The organism is Pseudomonas sp. (genome assembly GCF_030683065.1).
Lineage (GTDB): Bacteria > Pseudomonadota > Gammaproteobacteria > Pseudomonadales > Pseudomonadaceae > Aquipseudomonas.
Genome location: NZ_JAUXMX010000046.1, coordinates 16,609 through 36,018, shown reverse-complemented (window position 1 = coordinate 36,018; position 19,410 = coordinate 16,609). Strand labels below are relative to the sequence as shown.

Sequence of the window (19,410 nt, the reverse complement as noted above, 5' to 3'; positions counted from 1 at the left end):
CCACTCCATGATCGCTCGGCATGCTGAGCGCCGCCTTAGGCGCATGTGTGCTTGCCCGTGTACTATGCATGGCTAAATTGAGCTGGCTGTTGAGTTTCCTTCGATGAGCCAGTGCCAGCGTTACCCACATAACAAGAACAGGATCTGCAATGGCCTATGAAATCCTGATTGCTGATGATCATCCACTTTTTCGCAGCGCACTTCAGCAGGCGCTGACCTTGGGCCTCGGCCCGCAGTTACGATTAGTGGAAGCAGCCAGCATCGCCGAGTTGGAAGCCTGCCTGGCAGAAAAGTCAGATTGGGATCTGGTTCTGCTCGATCTCAACATGCCTGGTGCCTATGGTTTTTCCGGCCTGGTATTGCTGCGCGGGCAATACCCGCAAGTGCCGGTGGTGATGGTTTCTGCACAGGAAGAGGCCGCCGTGGTAGCGCGGGCGCGTGAGTTCGGTGCGAGTGGCTTCATTCCCAAATCGAGTTCCCTGCAGAGTATCCAGACGGCCGTGCAAGTGGTGCTGGATGGTGATACCTGGTGGCCGGAGCAAACCGAGGAGGCTGCCCAGGTGTCTGCCGAGGCCAAGGCTGCCAGTGCGGGCTTGGCCAGCCTGACCCCGCAGCAGTTCCGGGTGTTGACCATGGTCTGCGATGGCTTGCTGAACAAGCAGATTGCCTACGAACTGAGCGTTTCCGAGGCGACGGTGAAGGCGCATGTCACCGCAATATTTCGTAAGCTCGGCGTGCGTACCCGCACTCAGGCGGCGCTGCTGTTGCAGCAGATGGAGTCGATCCCGAGTAGTTGAGCAGGCTTGGGTTGCTTTGTTGGTGCCAGTCTATAGTTATGTTGCCAGCCGGCTTTTTACATTCCAGGCAGCCGTATTATGTCGCCATTCAAGGGCCAGACCGGCCTTAAACGTATTGTTAATGCTGCAGGTTATTCGCTGGCGGGATTGCGCGTCGCGATTTCTGGCGAAGCCGCATTTCGTCAATTGATGCTGCTCAATCTGGTGCTGATTCCACTGGCCTTCTACAGCGATGTGAGTCGGGGCGAGCGCGCCCTGATGGTCGGTGTCTGTCTGCTGGCGTTGATCGTCGAGCTGCTCAATTCTGCGCTGGAAGCAGCGGTTGATCGTATCTCCCTGGAACTGCATCCCTTGTCGAAAAACGCCAAGGACATGGGCAGTGCCGCGCAATTCATGTCCCTGGCATTGATTGCCAGTGTCTGGACGGTGATCCTGCTGGGCTGATGGCCGGCGGCCCGAGAGCGGCGGCGGTCAGGCAATGTTCGGCAGAACGATCTCGTCGCTGCGCTTGACTCCGGCAGTTAGTGCTCGGCATAGCTCGATAAATTCGCGCATGGCTGCGGTCTGGTATTTTTGTTTGTGCCAGATAAAGTAGAACTGCCGACGTAGATCCAGTTCGGGCGTTTCCAGCGCCACCAGGCTGCCACGGCGAAACGCATCCCGTAGGGCCAGGCGGGAAATGCAGCCGATCCCCAGGCCGGACTCCACCGCGCGCTTGATGGCTTCGGTGTGTTCCAGCTCCAGGCGGATATTCAGGCTGCTGGGGTGATGGCGCATGGCCTGATCGAAGGTCAGGCGGGTACCGGAACCTTGCTCGCGCAGAATCCACGCCTCGCGAGTCAGCTCTTCCACGCTGGCTTCTCCGCGTTTGGCCAGGGCATGCTGCGGCGCGCAGAACACCACCAATTCGTCCTTCACCCAGGGTTGCACCTCGATATCCGGGTGCTGGCAATCGCCTTCGATCAAGCCCATGTCCAGTTCGTAGTGGGCGATCTGTTGCACCACATAAGCGGTGTTGTGCACCTGCAGTTTCACTCGACATTCCGGGTGACGCTGCATGAAGCTGCCGATCAGCAGGGTGGCCAGGTAATTGCCGACAGTCAGCGTGGCGCCGACGTTCAATGAGCCAAAGCCGCTTTTGCCGCCCAGCAGGCGCTCGATTTCCCTGGCCTGGTCGAGCATCGCCACCGCCTGAGGCAGTAATTGCATGCCCAGGGCGTTGAGGCTAAGACGCTTGCCGGCCCGGTCGAACAGCTGGCAATCGGACTGGCGCTCCAGTTCGCTCAGCGAGGTGCTGGTGGCCGACTGCGACAGGGCCAGCGATTCGGCGGCGCGCGAGACGTTGCCCTGCTGGGCGACGGCAACAAAAATCTGCAGTTGTCTGAGGGTAAATCGCATATCTATATAACCGATAACCTATATCTTGATTATTCACTTAACAGATATTCTGCGCCCGCCTAGAATCTGCTGCAACCGTAACTATGCCAGCGCTTCTTGAGGAACCAGCATGAGCAATCTGAACGTCGAGCGCGTACTCAGCGTCCACCATTGGAACGACACCCTGTTCAGCTTCAAGACCACCCGTAATACCGGGTTGCGTTTCGAAAACGGCCAGTTCGTGATGATCGGCTTGCAGCAGGACAATGGCCGCCCGCTGATGCGTGCTTATTCGATTGCCAGCCCCAACTACGAAGAGCATCTGGAGTTTTTCAGCATCAAGGTGCAGGACGGCCCGCTGACCTCGCAGTTGCAGCACCTCAAGCCGGGTGACGAACTGATGGTCAGCCGCAAGCCCACCGGCACCCTGGTGCTGGATGACTTGCTGCCTGGCAAACACCTCTACCTGCTCAGCACCGGCACTGGCCTGGCGCCCTTTATGAGTGTGATTCAGGACCCGGAAACCTACGAGCGCTACGAGAAAGTCGTGCTGGTGCACGGCGTGCGTTACGTCAACGAAGTGGCCTACCGCGAGTTCATTACCGAGCATTTGCCGCAAAACGAATACTTCGGCGATGCCTTGAAGGACAAGTTGATTTACTACCCGACCGTGACCCGCGAAGAGTTCGAGAACCAGGGCCGTCTGACCGACCTGATGCGCAGTGGTAAATTGTTCCGTGATATCGGCCTGCCGCCGATTAATCCACAGGACGACCGTGCAATGATCTGCGGCAGCCCGAGTATGCTCGACGAAACCGCGGCAGTGCTCGACAGCTTCGGCCTGAAAATCTCCCCGCGTATGGGCGAGCCAGGCGATTATCTGATCGAGCGTGCATTCGTCGAGAAGTAAGCTCCAGAGACTGCAAAGGCTTGCTGCAGCTGCAATCCCGTTCCCTTGACTCAAGTGAACGGGATTTTTTTGCGCGGATGCAATTCGCAGAAACGTCCTGCGCTGACACATTGCCTGCGCATTACATCCGATCTATGTGTTGTACCGCCGCGGATGTGCCCAACCGTCGAGTCCGCGCTGGAACGGGCGGCGAGCTCTCAGCGTGAGTTTGGCTCCAGGGTGACTTGAAAGCAGTTGCCGCCGTTTTTCTTTGCGATATACATGGCGTTGTCGGCATGGTTTAGCAGCTGCTGCGCATCATCACCATGCTGTGGGTAGAACGCCACCCCGATGCTCGGCAAAATTGTGTGGGACTGGCCGTCCAGCTCGAACGGCTGGTTGAGCGCCACGCGGATTTTCTCGGCAATCAGTAGCGCGTGATCCGGTGAGTGGAAGTCCTCGATCAATATCACGAACTCGTCGCCACCCAGGCGCGCGACCGTATCGGACTCGCGAATACATTGCTTGAGTCGATTGGCGACCATTTGTAGCAATAGATCGCCGGTGGCATGACCGAATGTATCGTTGACCTGCTTGAACTTGTCCAGGTCGAGGAACAGAACCGACAGTTGCGTCTGCACCCGGTGCGCCCTTGCCAGCGCCGTGTGCATACGGTCATGGAGCAGTGCACGGTTGGGCAGGTGGGTGAGTGCGTCGTATTGGGCCATGAACTGCAGGCGAGTGAGCATTTGCTGGCGTTCGATGGACGACGCCACCTGGGTCGAGACAAATTGCAGCAGTTCTTTGTCCTTGTCGGTGTAGCGCTCGCCATGGGTATAGCTCTGGACTACCAGGGCGCCAATGGTGCCGTTATGCGAGGTGAGCGGCACGCCGAGCCAATACAGTGAGCTGCAGTCGATCGACTGTACATGCTTGGGCAGTGTTGCCAGCGTTTCGGCTGAGCGCAGCAAGGTCTGCCCGGAGCGGATGATTTCGGCGCTGAGAGTCGGTGCATCGCGCTTGTGCGGAGCCGGTGCCTGGTGCTGCTCATCTATATGATAAGGAAAGTCCAGTTGGTCATTCTGCTCATCGTAAAGAGCCACTGAGAAGTTGATGGCGGGCAGCAGTTCGCCAAGGATTGAGTGAACTTTCTTGAACAGTCCGGGCAGATCCTTGGCCAGGTGCGCCGCTTCGGAAATGGCATAGAGCGCTGCTTGCATGGTCTCGCTGTGTTTGCGTTCGCTGATGTCATGGGCCACGGCAATCCGCAGTTGATCGTCCGCCGACCAGCGTGCCGACCACATGATGTGAACGATCTGCCCATCCTTGCGCACATAGCGATTTTCAAAGCTGGGCTTGCTAGTGCCTGCCATGATTTCGCTGGCCGCTTGCAGCGTTCTGGCGCGGTCTTCCGGAAATACCAGTTCGATCATGTTCCTGCCGAGCATTTCCTCGGGGGTATAACCAAAAATCCGCTCGCAGGCCGCGCTGACAAAAACGAAGCATCCTTGCTTGTCGACCACACAGATGGCATCGAGGAGAAGGTCTACGAGGTCAACTGATGGCACGTAAGGCTGTTTATTCATAAAGTGAATTATGGGTTCTCGGGATTAACCCTGGTTTGCAGAAGACTGTGGCGGTGTGCCAAAAGGTAACGCCTTGGGCCCAACTTTAGCCGCAGCCCAAGCGCCGCGAAAGGATTACTTCAATCAGCATGTGAAGAGGCTTCACGCCACAGCCATGCCCCCGCTAGGCATTGCATGCAATCGATGGCTTGGTGTCGAGCGCAGCAGGCCGCAGGCAGCAGGCGGCGGAATGGCTTGTCCGGCTTCGCTGCTTTGCTCCTCAACGGAACGCTACCGCCCCAATTGTGGCTTCTCTTTGTGCAACAGTTAACGGGTGCGTCGCCCTTTACTTACCCATGGTTCAGCCTGCCGCCACTACTTCCAATACGCAGATCTTTCCCGGTTCTGGGTAATGCCAGCGCACATCGACATCCCAGAAGCGTGAGCCGTAGCGCCGCTCGGGCTGTGGGGTTTGGTAGGCCGGACGTGGATCCTGGGCCAGGCATTGCTCGATCAGCTCGACCAGGGGCTCGTTCAGTCGCAGGCCGTGGCTGCGCGCCTGGCTAAGAGCCGCGTCCAGCCATTGCACCTCGATCAGCTGCGGCGCAGCGTCGGCGATGCGGTTGTAGGCAGTCGCGACGTTGTCGGCGTAGGGCACATAGGGCTTGATATCCAGTACCGGGGTGCCGTCGAGCAAATCGATGCCTGACAGCCAGAGCTTGCCAGGTTCGACCTTGTCCAGTTTGACCACCGATTGGCCAATACCGTTTGGGCGGTGGGTGGCACGGGTGGCGAAGACGCCCACCGATTTATTCCCGCCCAAGCGCGGTGGGCGTACTTTCAGACGTGGCCGGTCTTCCAGTGCCTGGTGAAATAGAAACAACAGCCAGACATGGCTGACCTGCTCCAGGCCTTGCACGGCATCGCCGCTATCGAAGGGCGCAACCAGTTCCAATACGCCGCGCGCCGCCGGTGCCAATTGTGGCTGACGGGGAATGGCAAATTTCTCCTTGAAGCAGGAGCGGACGAAGCCGATGGGGGAAACGGAGTAGGGCATGCTGGCGTGATCAAGAGAGAACGCCGCCATAGTACCTGACTCGTGCCGCGCCACAGACTTGCCGCAGCGTCTCATGCGTCGTTAGTCATCGGCCTGCTAGAGGTGAAAGCCGCCGTCGATAGGGATGATATTGCCGGTCATATAGGCACCGGCAGTGCTGGCGAGGCTGATCGCCAGGGCGGCCATTTCTTCCTCGCGGCCCCAGCGCTGCATCGGGATTAGCGCGGTATCTTCGGCCATAGCCGCGTCATCCTGGATGATGTGTTGGGTCATCTTGCTGGGAAAGCGCCCTGGGGCGATCACGTTGACGTTGATGTGCTGGCCGACCAGTTCGCGGGCAAGCATGCGCGACAGCTGATGCAGCGCAGCCTTGCTTGGGCCATAGGCATAGGCGTCTTCGCCGTGGGAGCTGATGCCAGCGACCGAACCGATATTGATCACCCGCGCCGGATTGCTCACCGACCCGGCTTTGCGCAACAGTGGCAGCAGTTGCTGGATGCAGCTGAACACCGAGGTCACGTTGAGTTGCATGACTTTTTCCCAGCCCTTGGCCGGGTAGGATTCGAGCGGTGCACCCCAAGTGGTGCCAGCATTATTGACCAGGATGTCCAGCTCGCCGATTTCGCCCGCTAGCTGCGAGGCCAAGGCCTGCACGCCTTCTTCGCTGGCCAGGTTGGCGGCGATACCGTGACAGGTGCCGAAAGCTGAGAGCTCTGCGGCGGTTTGCGCGCAGGCCTCGCCATCACGGGCGCAAACGTAGACGCTGGCGCCGGCTTCGACAAAGGCTTTGGCAATCATTTTTCCGATACCGCGAGTGCCGCCCGTTACCAGGGCAGTGCGGCCTTGCAGGGAGAAGTAAGGGTGCATGGCGAATCCTTTTAACGGATGAGTGCCATTACCCTAATCGCCTGACTGCGTGGTGGCAGTCATCATTGGCCTTGGAAATACGCCACCATGCGGCAGGCAGAACGGGGAGTAGGTCGGGCTGAGCTGCGCGAAGCCCAACGACGCGCAGCTATACCCCGCGCGGAACGCCGCCCGCCCCAGCCTACGCCTAGCCCTAACCGGTGCGCTGACTCAGCCGCGCACGCGCAGGGTCAGGCCCTTGAGGAAGTTACGCAGGAACTGATCACCGCAGGTGCGGTAGTTGCTGTGGCCGAATTTGCGAAACAGCGCGCTCATCTCGGGTTTTGATACCGGGCACTCGACGCTCTGCATGATTTCGTGCATGTCGTCTTCCTTGAGTTCGTAGGCGACCCGCAGTTTCTTGAGCACCATGTTGTTGGTCACGGGCAGTTCCAGGGGGTGCGCTGGACGGCTTTCGTCCTTGCCACGCTTGAAGTAGACCAGGCCGTCGAGGGCGTAAGCCATCAGCTCGTCGTCGCAGGCGACAAAACCGTCTTCATCTTCTTTCTTGAGCATGGCTGCGAGGTCGTCGAGAGCGACCTGCTTGCCGCCGATCTTGATGATTTCACTCAGCTGCGCATCGCTGACGTCGAGCATATAGCGCAGGCTGCGCAGTACATCGTTATTAAGCATGGGGGTGTCCTGAAGAGGGCTGCTGCACAAGCGGCAGCAGCTGAAAAAGAGTTAGAAGCGTTCTTTCGCGGCCAGATAGCGCCACTGGCCAGGCTGTACCTTGGCCATGGGCACGCCGCCAATGCGGATGCGCTTCATGCCCAGCACCTTGAGGTCGACGCTGTTACACATGAAGACGATCTGCCCGGGCAGGGGATTTTTCAAGGCAAAGCGCAGACGGGTTTCGTTCTGCCAGCTGACCTTGCACGGCGCCAAGGCGGTGCCGTTGAAGCTCAGGCCATGGTTCAGGCGTTTCAGCTGGCTGTTGCTGAGCGTGCCGATCACCTCGACCACATATTCCTGTTCCAGCTTGGCTTGGTCTTCCTTGAGCTTGCGCTCGATCCGCCAATCCTGGGTCAGTACGTGCAGGCCATCGGCGCCGGCCTGCAATGGCAAGCAGGTGATCAGGCGCGCGAAGTGGCTTTTCAGCGGGCGGATGCCAGAGTTGTCCTCGGGCCATTGGCTGGCCGGGCTAACGGTTTCGACCGCGCGATCCGGAAAGTGACCAGAGGGCACGTGCAGCAGCAGGGTGACCGGCTCGACAGGCGCCAGTACGGCGTCCGGCAGCAGTTCTACGCGCTGCGTTTCAACCTTGAATTGCGGCTCTTGCACCACCACACCATCAACCAGCACCCAGCCGCCCTCGATGTACAACTCGGCCTCACGGCGTGAGCAGCCGACCAGTTCGATCAGGCGTTTGGACAGGCGTATCGGGTCGGTCATGGAAAGGGTCGTCGGCAAAAAAGGGCGACCATTGTAACTGGCCAGGGGCGTTGTGCGCGGATCAATGGGCGAACGGTGCAGATAAAAAACCGCTCAGAAGAGCGGTGTCCAGTGTGCGAGGTCAGTTTCAACGCGCGGCGAGCGCTGCCTGGTGCGCGTGGCTCGCCGGGTTTTTAACCGCCCAGGTAGGCGTCGCGCACCTTGGGGTCATTGAGCAAATCATGCCCAGTGCCCTGCATGACGATCCGACCGTTCTCCAGTACATAACCGCGGTCGGCCAGCTTGAGCGCCTGGTTGGCGTTCTGCTCGACCAGGAACACGGTCACGCCATCCGTGCGCAGCTGTTCGATGATGCTGAAGATCTGCTGGATGATGATCGGCGCCAGCCCCAGTGAGGGTTCGTCGAGCAACAGCAGCTTGGGCTTGCTCATCAGTGCGCGGCCGATGGCGAGCATCTGCTGTTCGCCACCGGACATGGTGCCGGCGCGCTGGGTCAGGCGTTCCTGCAGGCGTGGAAACAGGTGCAGGACCTTGTCCAGTTGCTCCTGGAACTCGGCCTTGGCGGTAAAGAAACCGCCCATGACCAGGTTTTCTTCTACGGTCAGGCGGGAGAAAACGCGGCGGCCTTCCGGTACCACGGCAATGCTCTTGCGCATGATGTCCGGCGTATTCTGGCCGATCAATTCTTCACCCTGGTAGCGGATGCTGCCGCTGCTTGCCTGGGGCGAACCACAGAGGGTCATCAGCAGGGTCGACTTGCCGGCGCCGTTGGCCCCGATCAAGGTGACGATCTCGCCCTGGCGCACTTCGACGCTGATGTCGTGGAGTGCCTGAATCTTGCCGTAGAAGGTGGAAACATTGTCGAAATACAGCATCAAGCTTCCCCCAGGTAGGCTTTGATCACGTCCGGGTTGTCGCGGATCTGCTCCGGCGTCCCCTCGGCCAGGGGGGTGCCCTGGTTGATCACATAGATATGGTCGGAAATGCTCATGACCAGCTTCATGTCGTGCTCGATCAACAAGACGGTGACGTTATGTTCATCACGCAGCATGTGGATCAACGCCTTGAGGTCATCCGTTTCTCTTGGATTGAGGCCAGCCGCCGGCTCGTCGAGCATGAGGATGCGTGGTCGCGTCATCATGCAGCGGGCGATCTCCAGGCGGCGCTGCTGCCCGTAGGCCAGGGTGCCGGCAGGACGGTTGGCAAACTCGGTGAGGTTGACCTTATCCAGCCAGTACGCGGCGAAGGCCATGGCATCGCGTTCGCTCTTGCGAAACGCCGGGGTCTTCAGCAGTCCTGCCAGGTAGCCGGTGTTGAGGTGGCGGTGCTGGGCGACCAGCAGGTTTTCCACTGCGGTCATGTCCTTGAACAACCGCACGTTCTGGAAGGTGCGCACTACGCCCTTGCGGGCGATCTTGTGGCCCGGCAGGCCCTCGATCTGCTCGCCATCGAGGCGGATATTGCCGCTGGTTGGCTGGTAGAAGCCGGTCAGGCAGTTGAATACCGTGGTCTTGCCGGCACCGTTCGGGCCGATCATCGACACCACTTGCTTTTCATTGACGGTCAGTCCCACACCGTTGACGGCCAGCAGGCCACCGAAACGCATGGACAGGCCGCTTACTTCCAGGATCGGCCGGCTCATTGTTTCAACTCCAGGTGCGGACGCTGCATGGGTAGCAGACCTTGCGGACGCCAGATCATCATCAGCACCATCAGGGCGCCGAACATCAGCATGCGGTATTCGTTGAATTCACGTGCCAGCTCCGGCAGCAGAATCATCACAATGGCCGCCAGGATGATCCCCAGTTGCGAGCCCATGCCGCCCAGTACGACGATGGCGAGAATGATTGCCGACTCGATGAAGGTGAAGGATTGCGGGCTTACCAAGCCTTGGCGTGCGGCGAAGAAGCTACCGGCAAAACCGGCGAAGCAGGCCCCGATGGTGAAGGCCGAGAGCTTGATCGCGGTGGGGTTCATGCCCAGGGCGCGGCAGGCGATTTCGTCCTCGCGCAGGGCTTCCCAGGCGCGACCGATGGGCATGCGCAGCAGACGGTTGATCACGAACAGGGTCAGCAGCACCAGCACCAGGGCGATCAGGTAAAGGAAAATCACCTTGTTGATCGAGTTGTAGGCCACCCCGAAATACTCGTGGAAGGTCTGCATGCCCTCGGCGGCCTTGCGGTCGAAGGACAGGCCGAACAGGGTCGGCTTGGGGATCGAGCCGATGCCGTTGGGGCCGCCAGTCAGCCAGGTCATGTTGTTGAGCAGGATGCGGATGATCTCACCGAAACCCAGGGTGACGATGGCCAAGTAGTCGCCGCGCAGGCGCAGCACCGGGAAACCCAGGATAAAGCCGAAGAACGCCGCCATCAGACCAGCGATGGGTAGGCAGATCCAGAAGCTCAGGCCAAAGTAGAACGACAGCAGCGCATAGCTGTAGGCGCCTACGGCGTAGAAGGCCACGTAGCCGAGGTCGAGCAAGCCTGCCAGGCCGACCACGATGTTCAGGCCAAGGCCGAGCATGACGTAGATCAGAATGAGTGTGGCGATATCCACCGCGCCCCGGGAGCCGAAGAACGGCCAGGCCAGCGCCACGATGATCAGGCCGAGCACTACCCAGCGCTGTGTCGATGGCAGGGTGAGAAACGCGCTGGCTTTGCCCGGCATGCTTGGCAACTTGGGCGCATGACTCCAGGCGGCGCTCAGCTGGCCACGGAACAATTGCCAGAAAAACATGGCAATCGAGCTGCCGAGTATGGTCCACAGGACTGCCGGACTGGCGCCCTGTACTTCCAGTTTGATGCCGACCGTGGAAAGCTTCAGGCCGATAACCGGATAGGCCACAGCGAGCACCAGCAGTGCACTGAAGATCGCGGTCTTGAGGTTTTTCTTGATCAAGATGCTCATACTTTCTCAACCTCCGGACGACCCAGGATGCCGGTCGGGCGGAACAGCAGCACCAGTATCAACAGGCTGAATGCCACCACGTCCTTGTACTGATCGCCAAAGATGTCGGCGCCGAAAGCTTCAGCTACGCCGAGCAGCAGGCCGCCCAGTACCGCGCCCGGAATGCTGCCGATCCCGCCGAGTACCGCTGCGGTGAATGCCTTGATGCCAGCGAGGAAGCCCAGGTGCGGGTTGATCACCCCGTACTGCATACCGAGCAGCACTGCTGCAATCGCGGCCAGGGCCGCGCCGATGACGAAGGTCAGGCTGATGATGTTGTTGGTGTTGATGCCCAGCAGGTTGGCCATCTTCAAATCTTCGGCGCAGGCACGGCAGGCGCGGCCCAGGCGGGATCGGGAGATAAACAGGGTGAGGCCGACCATCGCCAGGAAGGTGACGACAAAAATCAGCACCTGCATGTAGGAAATGACCACGCCATTCATGGCGCTTTCACCGAACACGAAGTTGCCCGGCAAGGGGTTTGGAATCGCTTTGTCCTTGGAGTCCTGGGAGAGCAACACAAGGTTCTGCAAAAATATCGACATGCCGATCGCCGAGATCAGCGGGATCAAGCGGTTACCGCCACGCAGAGGGCGGTAGGCGACCCGTTCGATGCTGTAGCCGTAGGCGCTGGCGACGATGATGCTGGCAGCGAAGCCCGCGATCATCATCAGCGGCAAGCTGTCCAGGCCGAACATGGCCAGGCCGGCGATGACGATGAAGACTACATAGGAGCCAATCATGTAAACCTCGCCGTGGGCGAAGTTGATCATGCCGATGATGCCGTAGACCATGGTGTAGCCAATGGCAATCAGGGCATAGGTGCTGCCAACGGTCAGGCCGTTAACCAGCTGCTGCAGGTAGTGATACAGATCAGGCATTGCCTAACTCCTGGGTCGTCACGCACGTCAGCGCTTATGGCGCAGGGTGAGACCAGAATTCTTCTAATAAACAAAGCCCACTGCGCTGCAGTGGGCTTTGGGTTCAGGCGGGAAGCCGCTTATCAGTTCAGCGGAGCTTCGCTCTTGGTGCCGTCCTGGTGCCACTCGTAGACCACGAAGCTGAAGTCTTTCAGGTCGCCCTTCTCATCGAAGCTGAGCATGCCGGTCGGGGTGTCGAAGGTGTTAGCGCGCAGGGCTGCGGCTACCTTGGCGGTATCGGTATCGCCGGCTTTCTCGATGCCTTCGGCAATCACTTGCACGGCAGCGTAGGCCGGGAACACGAACGGACCGGTGGAGTCTTCATTCTTGGCTTTGAACGCCTCAACCAGCGCCTGGTTGCGTGGGTCCTGATCGAACGACTTCGGCAGGGTGACCAACATCCCTTCGGAGGCCGGGCCAGCAATGGCCGAGATTTCCTTGTTACCTACACCTTCAGGTCCCATGAACTTGGCGCTCAGGCCTTTCTCGGCCGATTGACGCAGAAGCAAGCCCAGCTCTGGGTGGTAGCCACCGTAGTAGATGAAGTCCACGTTGGCTTGCTTGAGCTTGGCGATCATCGCGGAGAAGTCTTTGTCGCCGGCATTGATGCCTTCGAACAGAACTACTTTGGTGCCTTTGCTTTCCAGGGTCTGCTTGACCGCGGTGGCAATACCTTCGCCGTACTGCTGCTTGTCGTGAATCACGGCAACGGCTTTCGGCTTGACCTGATCGGCGATGTAGTTGCCGGCGGTCGGGCCTTGCAGGCTGTCCAGGCCGATGGTGCGGAACACCAGTTCGTAGCCGCGAGCGGTGATTTCCGGGCTGGTAGAGGCCGCAGTAACCATCAGGATGCCTTCGTCTTCGTAGATGTCAGACGCTGGCTGAGTGGAGCTGGAGCAGAGGTGGCCAACCACAAATTTCACTTCATCGTTGACGATCTTGTTAGCTACGGCCACGGCTTGTTTCGGATCGCAAGCGTCGTCATAGACTACGCCTTCGAGCATTGCGCCGTTGACGCCACCGGCTTTGTTGATCTGCTCGATGGCCATCTTGGCACCGATGAATTGCATCTCGCCATATTGTGCGACAGCACCGGTTACGGGGCCGGCGAGGCCAATCTTGATGGTGTCAGCCGCCAGCGAGTAGCTGGCAACGCCGGCCATGGCCATGGCGGCAAACAGTTTGGAGATCTGCTTAGTAGCCTTGTTCATAGTGCTCCACTCTTATTTATTTTCATTGTGTAGTTCTGGCAGCCAACGCTGCAAAACTGGATCACTTCACCCAGTCATAGCCCCGGCAACTTTACCGGTGCAGTGTAGAGCGCTGCTTTGTTGATTGAAAAGCCAAGCATTGAGCGTAGTGCAGGTATATGTCGCTTTATTGCAAGGAACGTATAGAAAAACGGCGTGTCTTGCCAGTGACTTCCAGCGTCGGCGTACTTGCCAGGTGCTTGCTCGGCGCTATCATGCTGCCCCAGCAAAATGCGGACTATATTTGTGGACAAATCATGACTGAACAACCTAGCACCCTCTATGCCAAGCTGCTTGGAGAAACTGCGCCTATTAACTGGCAGCAATTGCAGCCATTCTTTGCTCGTGGTGCCTTGTTGCTGGTTGGGGCTGACCAGGACCTGATCGCGGTGGCTGAGGCTGTGGCGCAGAACGACCAAGACCAGGTATCGGCTTGGCTGGCCGCGGGCCAATTGCGGCGGGTTGACGACGACTGCGCGGCCGACCTGCTGCAGCGCGATCCGCAGCTCTGGGCCGTGGTGGTGGCGCCCTGGGTGCTGACGCAAGAGCGCGCGGCTGCCCCGGTTCTGCACTGATCTGGCGCGAGTGTCTTGTTAGCGGCTTGCGGGCATGCAGGTGTCGGTGGGGTGGTTATACTGACGGCCTCGCAGCTAGATAGAGGCAACGCCCATGTTCGAACCAGGACACTTGCATCGCGGCAACCAGATTGTCAGTGATGATCGACCTCTGTTCAGCATCGACCTTTACTACGAGGTGCGCCAGGACCCTGTGGAGGGGGCGATGCTGCATATGCGCATGGTCGGCGAAGTGGCGGGCAAGGCCTTCGAGGAAGAGTTCGAGTTGCACCGCGATACCGCCTTCAATTTTGCCAGCGTGGCCACCCGTCTGGCGCAAAAGCATGGGCTGCCGGCCAACCACAGCATGATCATGCGTGGTCATGAAGAGTTCGACCAGATGTTCGAGCACATCCGTAGCATTCTGGGAGCCCATAGCGGCGACCCGGTCGATCTCGACCATCTGGAAAAAGACGGGCTGTAGTGGCGCTACCGAATCGGGCGTCACTGCCGCAGATTCGCGAAGCAGCCTGTGCCGGGCTGTCGCTTTGCTCCGAGTGGACGGCGCCCCGGCCGCCCTACGCGCTGACCCAGCGCTGACGAGCCCAGCCGCTCAACGCATCCACCGCCAGCACCAGCAGCAACATGGCCAGAATCACTGTCGCTGCCTGTGCTTCCTGGAACAGGCTGAGCGATACGTAGAGCATCTGCCCCAGGCCGCCGGCCCCGACAAAGCCGAGCACGCTGGCCATGCGGATATTGTTTTCCCAGCGGTACAGCGAATAGGCGATCAGCTGCGGCCATACCGCCGGCAGAGTGCCGTAGCAGAATGCCGCCACATGCCCGCCACCACTCAGGCGAATCGCGTCGGCCGGTTCGCTCGGGGTGTTTTCCAGGGCCTCGGCGAACAGCCGACCCAGTACTCCGGTGGTGTGCAGGGCCAAGGCCAGGGTTCCAGCATTCGGCCCCAGGCCTGCGGCCAGTACCACCAAGGCCGCCCACACCAATTCCGGTATTGCGCGCAGGGCATTCAAGAGAAAGCGCGAGCCACTCAGGGCCAGCCAGCCAAAGCGACCGGCAGCCGGCAAGGCCAGTAACAGGCCGAGCAGGGCCGCCAACAGGGTGCCGATGGCCGACATGGCCAGGGTTTCTAGCGCGCCCTGACCGATGGCCCGCACGTGTGGCGCCGAGAAATCCGGATTGAAGAAGTTACTGGCGTAGCGGCCCATTTGACTCAGGCTGTCGCCACCGACCAGTGCGCCAAGGTCGATGCCCAAGAAACTGAAGGATGCAACTACCGCCGCCAGCAAGGCCAGCAGCAGGGCATAGTTGCCAAGACGCTTATCTGCCGCGGGCTTCATAGCAACCTCGCGCGCAACAGGCGGCTGAGTTGGTCGGCGAGCAACACCAACAACAGGAAGGTCAGCAGCATGCTGGCCACTTCACCGCCTGCAAACATGCGCATCGACAGGTCAATCTGTTGGCCCAGACCGCCGGCGCCGACGAAACCCATCACCACTGAGGCGCGGATGGCACATTCCCAGCGATAGACCGTGTAGGAGAGCATTTCCGCAGCGGCATTGGGCAGTATTCCGTAGGCGAAGGCGGCCAGGCGTGGGCTGCCAGCGATCAGCAGGGCGCGGTTCGCGCGCGGGTCGACCGACTCGAAGATCTCCGCGTAAACCTTGCCGAGCATGCCGCTGTAGGTGATGGCGATGGCGAGTACACCAGCCGTTGGGCCGAGGCCGACGGCGCGTACGAACAGCAGCGCCCAGACGATTTCCGGCACGCTGCGCAGAACGATGAGCACGCCGCGTACCGGCCAGCGCAGCGCCTGAGCCCACCAGGCCGGACGGCCGCCGCGATATATGGCGGACAGTGACAGTGCGCGGCTGGCCAGCAGGGCACCAGGAATGGCGATCACAAGAGCCAGGGTCATGCCGGCGGTAGCGATGGCCAGGGTTTCCAGGGTGGCGCGGCCGAGTAGCTGGAGGAACTCGCGGTCATGCGCCAGTGGCCAGAAGTCGGCGAGAAAGCGCCCCATATTGGCCGCGTTTTGCTCATCGAACAGCACCGCCAGATCCAGCTCGCTGAGCCTCAGGCCGGGCCACAATAGCAGTACTGCCAGCAAGGTCAGGGCCAGGCGCGGCAAGGCTGCCGGGTCACGCAGCGCGGGGTTCAGCATCGCGGGATCTGCACGCTCACCGGCGCCAGCGCTGCCGAAGCGGGGACGGCTTGCAATTGCTCGTTAGCGTATAGCGCATCCAGCGCGTCGGTGCTGATTGCTTCGGGCGGGAGGTCGAAGACGATACGGCCCTCGCGCACACCGATGATTCGCGGGAAATGTGCCAGGGCCAGCTCCACCGCATGCAGGCTGGCGAGCAGGGTCATGCCGCGGCGGCTGACTTCCTCATTGAGAACACTCAGGGTATGCCCGGCAAGCACCGGGTCCATGGCCGACACCGGTTCATCGGCAAGGATCAGTTCCGGCGCCTGATAGAGTACCCGGGCAATGCCGACCCGTTGCAGCTGGCCACCGGACAGCTGGTCACAGCGTTCGAACAGCTTGTCCGCCAGGTCCAGGCGACCGAGGGCAGCCTGGGCGCCGGGCATATCCAGTGGGTACAGCAGGTTGAGCAGGCTTTTACCCAGCGACCACTGGCCCAGCTTGCCCGCCAGTACAGCAGTGACCACCCGCTGGCGTGGCGGCAAGGGTGGTGCCTGATGAATCAGGCCAATTCGCGCACGCAGCTTCTGCCGCTGACCGGCAGTAAGTTGCCAGGGGTGCTGGCCGAGCAGGTGGATCTGGCCGCGACTGGGCTGCAGGTTGCTGGCGAGCAGGCGCAGCAGGCTGGTTTTACCCGCGCCCGACGGGCCGATGATGGCCACCCGCTCGCCGACTTTTACCTGTAGATCTATTTCGCTGAGCGCAACCTGACCGTTGGCGTGGGTCAGACCCACGCCGCTGAGGCTGACACTCACTTCAACAGGCCGGCCGCTTGGGCTGCTTCCTCGATACCGGTGTAGTTTTCTGCCTTGGTCGGGATAAAGCGACTGGCGGCTTGCAGGTCGAGAATCGCCTTGTGTTCCGGGTTAGCCGGGTCGAGCGCGAGGAATGCCGCCTGGATCTTGTCGCGTACAACCGGGTCGAGGGTGCCGCGCACTGTCCAGTTGTAATCGAAGTAGGGTGGGGTGGTGGCGATTACCTTGACCTTGTCAGTATCGACTTTGCCGGTGGCGACCAATTTGTCCCATACCGAGGCGTTGAGTACGCCGCCGTCGGCTTTGCCTGCCTGAACCCAGGCTGCCGTGGCGTCATGCGCGCCGGAATAGGCAATGCGGCTGAAGAATTCTTCCGGGTTGATGCCGTCCTTCAGCATAAAAAAGCGTGGCATCAGGCTGCCGGAGGTGGACGACACCGAGCCAAAGGCGAAGGTCTTGCCTTTCAGGTCTTGCAGCGATTGCACGGCCGGGTCGGCGCTGATGATCTTGCTGGTGAATTTTTCATCTTCGGCGCGCTGCACCAGCGGAATCGCCGGGTGAGCGCTGTCGGCGGTCTTCAGGCGCGCCTGGACGAAGGTGAAACCGCCCAGCCAGGCCATGTCGATACGGTCGGCGGCGAGGGCTTCGACCACGGCGGCATAGTCGGATACCGGAACGAACTCGACTTTCATGTCCAGTTGCTGTTCAAGGTAGGCGCCAAGCGGCTTGAACTTGCGCAATAGCTCGGTGGGGACTTCATCGGGGATAGCCGAGACGCGCAGGACATCGGCGGCTTGGGCAAATACGGCGGAAAAACATAAGGCAAGGCCGGCGGCCAGCGCAAAGGGACGCTTCAACATGGGGGTTCTCCGGTTCAATAGCGGGGAAAGCCGCGGAGTATAGAGGGATTCATGCCTTTATGGTGGGTGCGTGAGGTCCATTATGGGTATTGCCTCAAACGGCTATCTGCGCGGCGCACTGGCGGGTTGCGTGGCGCGTCCAGACCGTGGCGGGATTTGCTGCCGACGCAGGGGTCAGCCACGCTTTGCTACGTTAAGATAATCGCGTTTTTTTACACGAGGAGTTCGATCATGTCTGCTTCGCTTCCTATCCTGGCGTTCGCCGGGATCGGCCTGATGGGCTTGCCCATGACCCGCCGCTTGCTGGCTGCGGGTTATCCCCTCAGCGTATGGAACCGTTCGCCGGACAAGTGCCTGGCGTTACTTGAACTGGGGGCGCAGCGTGCGCAAACCCCGGCGCAATTGTGCGCCGATGCCAATGTCGTGATGCTTTGCCTGGCCAATACCGAGGTGGTGCGTGAGGTGGTCTTCGGCCCTGGAGGCATAGTCGAGGGCGCGAGGCCCGGGCAGTTGCTGGTGGACTTCTCCAGCGTGGAGCCGGCGGCGACCCGCGCGATGGCGGCCGAACTGGAGCAGCGCTGCGGTATGCGCTGGGTCGATGCACCGGTATCCGGCGGTACGCCCGGCGCCGAGGCTGGCAGTTTGACCATCATGGCTGGTGGTCGCGAGGAGGATATCGAGCGGGCACGGCCGATTCTTGCTCATTTGGGCCAGCGGCTGACCCGCATGGGCGAGGTCGGTGCCGGTCAGGTGACCAAGCTGTGCAACCAGATGATCGTCGCCTGTAACGCGCTGGTGATTGCCGAGGTGGTGGCCCTGGCGGAGCAGGCTGGAGTTGATGCCAGCCTGCTTGCGCCGGCCTTGGCCGGTGGTTTTGCCGACTCCAAACCGCTGCAGATCCTCGCCCCACAAATGGCCAGCAGTCAGTTCGAACCGATCAAATGGCATGTGCGCACCCTGCTCAAGGATCTGGACAGTGCGGTCAAACTGTCCCGCGAGCTGGGTTCGGCCGCGCCGCTCAGCGGCTTGGCGGCGCAGCTGATGCGCTTGCATGGCAGCCATGGCAACCTGCAGCGTGACCCGGCCACGCTGGTCGAGTTGTACCGGGAGGGTGAGGCATGAAAATCGCGGCCAACCTGTCGCTGCTGTTCACCGAACTGCCGTTGCGCGAGCGTGTGGTGGCTGCCGCTGCGGCAGGTTTCGATGGCGTGGAAATCCAGTTTCCCTACGCGCTGGCAGCGATCCAGCTGAAGGAGGCGCTGCAGGCGGCGGGCATGCCGCTGGTGCTGATCAATCTGCCCGCTGGCGACTTGCTCAGCGGCGGTGCCGGTCTGGCGGCGGTGCCGGAACGCCAGACTGAGTTCGATGTGGCGCTGCAGGACGCATTGACCTACGCGGCGATGGTGCGGCCGACCTGCGTCAATGTACTGCCCGGCTGTCTGGCCGAAGGGGTGAGTCACGAGTTGGCGCTGGCGACCCTGGCCGTCAACCTGCACAAAACCGCTGCAGCCTTTGACGTGTTGGGGATTCGCGTGTTGGTTGAGGCGATCAACCCGCTGGACATGCCGGGGTTTTTGCTCAACACCCCTGAGCAGCTCGATGAATTATTGCGCACGGTCAGCCATCCCAACCTGGCGGCGCAGTACGACCTCTATCACATGGCACGCCAAGGGGTGGACCTGCTGGCGGGCATCGAGTTGTTGGCCGGACGTATCGGCCATGTACAGTTTGCCGATTGCCCCGGGCGTGGGGCGCCGGGGACTGGCCAGCTTGAGTTTGGCCCGGTCCTGGATGCGTTAACACGAACTGGCTATCGAGGCTGGCTGGGGGCCGAATACCTGCCGGGCGAGGCTGGTACACAGGCCGGCTTGGCCTGGCTGGCCAGCTGGCGTAGCGCCGCTTGAGGGGGCGG

22 protein-coding genes are annotated in these 19,410 nt (G+C 60.6%); 7 read left to right on the top strand and 15 right to left on the bottom strand.

Going from position 1 to position 19,410, the window contains the following annotated elements:
• Positions 1–149: 149 nt before the first annotated feature.
• Positions 150–797, top strand: a complete 648-nt coding sequence (erdR, locus tag Q8K09_RS15145) for a response regulator transcription factor ErdR (protein WP_305255808.1) — start codon at positions 150–152, stop codon at positions 795–797.
• 78 nt (positions 798–875) lie between these two features.
• Positions 876–1,241, top strand: a complete 366-nt coding sequence (locus Q8K09_RS15140; RefSeq protein ID WP_305255807.1) for a diacylglycerol kinase — start codon at positions 876–878, stop codon at positions 1,239–1,241.
• A gap of 27 nt (positions 1,242–1,268) precedes the next feature.
• Here Q8K09_RS15140 and Q8K09_RS15135 read toward each other — a convergent pair whose 3' ends face one another.
• Positions 1,269–2,195, bottom strand: coding sequence for a LysR family transcriptional regulator (locus tag Q8K09_RS15135; RefSeq protein WP_305255806.1), 927 nt, complete (start codon positions 2,193–2,195; stop codon positions 1,269–1,271).
• A 109-nt stretch (positions 2,196–2,304) separates the two neighbouring features.
• Here Q8K09_RS15135 and fpr point away from each other — a divergent pair, with 109 nt between their 5' ends.
• Entirely contained in the window at positions 2,305–3,084 is a 780-nt protein-coding gene (gene fpr, locus Q8K09_RS15130) for a ferredoxin-NADP reductase (protein ID WP_305255805.1), read from the top strand.
• A gap of 197 nt (positions 3,085–3,281) precedes the next feature.
• Here fpr and Q8K09_RS15125 read toward each other — a convergent pair whose 3' ends face one another.
• The 10 genes from Q8K09_RS15125 to Q8K09_RS15080 all read right to left on the bottom strand — a co-directional run bounded on the left by Q8K09_RS15125 (position 3,282) and on the right by Q8K09_RS15080 (position 13,063).
• Positions 3,282–4,649, bottom strand: coding sequence for a bifunctional diguanylate cyclase/phosphodiesterase (locus tag Q8K09_RS15125; protein WP_305255804.1), 1,368 nt, complete (start codon positions 4,647–4,649; stop codon positions 3,282–3,284).
• Between the two features lie 340 nt (positions 4,650–4,989).
• Positions 4,990–5,685 carry a tRNA (N6-threonylcarbamoyladenosine(37)-N6)-methyltransferase TrmO gene (tsaA, locus tag Q8K09_RS15120; RefSeq protein ID WP_305255889.1) on the bottom strand — a complete coding sequence of 232 codons (696 nt, stop codon included), beginning with the start codon at positions 5,683–5,685 and terminating at the stop codon, positions 4,990–4,992.
• Between the two features lie 96 nt (positions 5,686–5,781).
• On the bottom strand, positions 5,782–6,552 hold the full coding sequence (locus Q8K09_RS15115; RefSeq protein ID WP_305255803.1) for an SDR family oxidoreductase: 771 nt from the start codon (positions 6,550–6,552) through the stop codon (positions 5,782–5,784).
• Positions 6,553–6,762: 210 nt separating this feature from the next.
• Entirely contained in the window at positions 6,763–7,224 is a 462-nt protein-coding gene (locus Q8K09_RS15110) for a DUF1456 family protein (RefSeq protein WP_305255802.1), read from the bottom strand.
• A gap of 51 nt (positions 7,225–7,275) precedes the next feature.
• Complete coding sequence (locus tag Q8K09_RS15105; protein ID WP_305255801.1) at positions 7,276–7,986, bottom strand: rRNA pseudouridine synthase; 711 nt, start codon at positions 7,984–7,986, stop codon at positions 7,276–7,278.
• Between the two features lie 173 nt (positions 7,987–8,159).
• A complete protein-coding gene (locus Q8K09_RS15100; protein ID WP_305255800.1) occupies positions 8,160–8,861 on the bottom strand; it encodes an ABC transporter ATP-binding protein in 702 nt (233 codons plus the stop codon).
• A complete protein-coding gene (livG, locus tag Q8K09_RS15095) occupies positions 8,861–9,628 on the bottom strand; it encodes a high-affinity branched-chain amino acid ABC transporter ATP-binding protein LivG (RefSeq protein ID WP_305255799.1) in 768 nt (255 codons plus the stop codon). The genes Q8K09_RS15100 and livG overlap by 1 nt, the downstream gene beginning before the upstream one ends.
• Complete coding sequence (locus Q8K09_RS15090) at positions 9,625–10,893, bottom strand: high-affinity branched-chain amino acid ABC transporter permease LivM (protein WP_370869549.1); 1,269 nt, start codon at positions 10,891–10,893, stop codon at positions 9,625–9,627. The genes livG and Q8K09_RS15090 overlap by 4 nt, the downstream gene beginning before the upstream one ends.
• Positions 10,890–11,813, bottom strand: coding sequence for a high-affinity branched-chain amino acid ABC transporter permease LivH (gene livH, locus Q8K09_RS15085; RefSeq protein WP_305255798.1), 924 nt, complete (start codon positions 11,811–11,813; stop codon positions 10,890–10,892). Before livH ends, Q8K09_RS15090 begins: the two co-directional genes overlap by 4 nt.
• Before the next feature lie 122 nt (positions 11,814–11,935).
• A complete protein-coding gene (locus tag Q8K09_RS15080) occupies positions 11,936–13,063 on the bottom strand; it encodes a branched-chain amino acid ABC transporter substrate-binding protein (protein ID WP_305255797.1) in 1,128 nt (375 codons plus the stop codon).
• 296 nt (positions 13,064–13,359) lie between these two features.
• On the opposite strand from Q8K09_RS15080, the gene Q8K09_RS15075 reads away from it, so the two are divergent.
• Entirely contained in the window at positions 13,360–13,677 is a 318-nt protein-coding gene (locus tag Q8K09_RS15075; RefSeq protein WP_305255796.1) for a DUF2288 domain-containing protein, read from the top strand.
• A gap of 94 nt (positions 13,678–13,771) precedes the next feature.
• Positions 13,772–14,140, top strand: coding sequence for a DUF5064 family protein (locus tag Q8K09_RS15070; protein ID WP_305255795.1), 369 nt, complete (start codon positions 13,772–13,774; stop codon positions 14,138–14,140).
• 94 nt (positions 14,141–14,234) lie between these two features.
• On the opposite strand, the gene phnE is transcribed toward Q8K09_RS15070, so the two are convergent.
• From phnE to Q8K09_RS15050, 4 genes are read right to left on the bottom strand one after another with little or no spacing between them, the layout of a single operon-like run.
• On the bottom strand, positions 14,235–15,017 hold the full coding sequence (phnE, locus tag Q8K09_RS15065) for a phosphonate ABC transporter, permease protein PhnE (protein WP_305255794.1): 783 nt from the start codon (positions 15,015–15,017) through the stop codon (positions 14,235–14,237).
• Complete coding sequence (locus Q8K09_RS15060; RefSeq protein ID WP_305255793.1) at positions 15,014–15,841, bottom strand: ABC transporter permease; 828 nt, start codon at positions 15,839–15,841, stop codon at positions 15,014–15,016. The genes phnE and Q8K09_RS15060 overlap by 4 nt, the downstream gene beginning before the upstream one ends.
• A complete protein-coding gene (locus Q8K09_RS15055; RefSeq protein WP_305255792.1) occupies positions 15,835–16,638 on the bottom strand; it encodes a phosphonate ABC transporter ATP-binding protein in 804 nt (267 codons plus the stop codon). Before Q8K09_RS15055 ends, Q8K09_RS15060 begins: the two co-directional genes overlap by 7 nt.
• Entirely contained in the window at positions 16,635–17,498 is an 864-nt protein-coding gene (locus Q8K09_RS15050; protein ID WP_305255791.1) for a putative selenate ABC transporter substrate-binding protein, read from the bottom strand. Before Q8K09_RS15050 ends, Q8K09_RS15055 begins: the two co-directional genes overlap by 4 nt.
• Positions 17,499–17,729: 231 nt before the next feature.
• On the opposite strand from Q8K09_RS15050, the gene Q8K09_RS15045 reads away from it, so the two are divergent.
• Both Q8K09_RS15045 and Q8K09_RS15040 read left to right on the top strand, forming a co-directional pair.
• The gene (locus tag Q8K09_RS15045; protein WP_305255790.1) at positions 17,730–18,620 is read left to right on the top strand and encodes an NAD(P)-dependent oxidoreductase; all 891 of its coding nucleotides are present in this window, start codon (positions 17,730–17,732) and stop codon (positions 18,618–18,620) included.
• Positions 18,617–19,402 carry a hydroxypyruvate isomerase family protein gene (locus Q8K09_RS15040; RefSeq protein ID WP_305255789.1) on the top strand — a complete coding sequence of 262 codons (786 nt, stop codon included), beginning with the start codon at positions 18,617–18,619 and terminating at the stop codon, positions 19,400–19,402. Before Q8K09_RS15045 ends, Q8K09_RS15040 begins: the two co-directional genes overlap by 4 nt.
• Positions 19,403–19,410: the final 8 nt, after the last annotated feature.

Bases quoted from the DNA above. Each gene is read 5' to 3' on its own strand.
- erdR (WP_305255808.1), top strand. From the start codon at position 150: ATGGCCTATGAAATCCTGATTGCTGATGATCATCCACTTTTTCGCAGC.
- Q8K09_RS15140 (WP_305255807.1), top strand. From the start codon at position 876: ATGTCGCCATTCAAGGGCCAGACCGGCCTTAAACGTATTGTTAATGCT.
- Q8K09_RS15135 (WP_305255806.1), bottom strand. From the start codon at position 2,195: ATGCGATTTACCCTCAGACAACTGCAGATTTTTGTTGCCGTCGCCCAG.
- fpr (WP_305255805.1), top strand. From the start codon at position 2,305: ATGAGCAATCTGAACGTCGAGCGCGTACTCAGCGTCCACCATTGGAAC.
- Q8K09_RS15125 (WP_305255804.1), bottom strand. From the start codon at position 4,649: ATGAATAAACAGCCTTACGTGCCATCAGTTGACCTCGTAGACCTTCTC.
- tsaA (WP_305255889.1), bottom strand. From the start codon at position 5,685: ATGCCCTACTCCGTTTCCCCCATCGGCTTCGTCCGCTCCTGCTTCAAG.
- Q8K09_RS15115 (WP_305255803.1), bottom strand. From the start codon at position 6,552: ATGCACCCTTACTTCTCCCTGCAAGGCCGCACTGCCCTGGTAACGGGC.
- Q8K09_RS15110 (WP_305255802.1), bottom strand. From the start codon at position 7,224: ATGCTTAATAACGATGTACTGCGCAGCCTGCGCTATATGCTCGACGTC.
- Q8K09_RS15105 (WP_305255801.1), bottom strand. From the start codon at position 7,986: ATGACCGACCCGATACGCCTGTCCAAACGCCTGATCGAACTGGTCGGC.
- Q8K09_RS15100 (WP_305255800.1), bottom strand. From the start codon at position 8,861: ATGCTGTATTTCGACAATGTTTCCACCTTCTACGGCAAGATTCAGGCA.
- livG (WP_305255799.1), bottom strand. From the start codon at position 9,628: ATGAGCCGGCCGATCCTGGAAGTAAGCGGCCTGTCCATGCGTTTCGGT.
- Q8K09_RS15090 (WP_370869549.1), bottom strand. From the start codon at position 10,893: ATGAGCATCTTGATCAAGAAAAACCTCAAGACCGCGATCTTCAGTGCA.
- livH (WP_305255798.1), bottom strand. From the start codon at position 11,813: ATGCCTGATCTGTATCACTACCTGCAGCAGCTGGTTAACGGCCTGACC.
- Q8K09_RS15080 (WP_305255797.1), bottom strand. From the start codon at position 13,063: ATGAACAAGGCTACTAAGCAGATCTCCAAACTGTTTGCCGCCATGGCC.
- Q8K09_RS15075 (WP_305255796.1), top strand. From the start codon at position 13,360: ATGACTGAACAACCTAGCACCCTCTATGCCAAGCTGCTTGGAGAAACT.
- Q8K09_RS15070 (WP_305255795.1), top strand. From the start codon at position 13,772: ATGTTCGAACCAGGACACTTGCATCGCGGCAACCAGATTGTCAGTGAT.
- phnE (WP_305255794.1), bottom strand. From the start codon at position 15,017: ATGAAGCCCGCGGCAGATAAGCGTCTTGGCAACTATGCCCTGCTGCTG.
- Q8K09_RS15060 (WP_305255793.1), bottom strand. From the start codon at position 15,841: ATGCTGAACCCCGCGCTGCGTGACCCGGCAGCCTTGCCGCGCCTGGCC.
- Q8K09_RS15050 (WP_305255791.1), bottom strand. From the start codon at position 17,498: ATGTTGAAGCGTCCCTTTGCGCTGGCCGCCGGCCTTGCCTTATGTTTT.
- Q8K09_RS15045 (WP_305255790.1), top strand. From the start codon at position 17,730: ATGTCTGCTTCGCTTCCTATCCTGGCGTTCGCCGGGATCGGCCTGATG.
- Q8K09_RS15040 (WP_305255789.1), top strand. From the start codon at position 18,617: ATGAAAATCGCGGCCAACCTGTCGCTGCTGTTCACCGAACTGCCGTTG.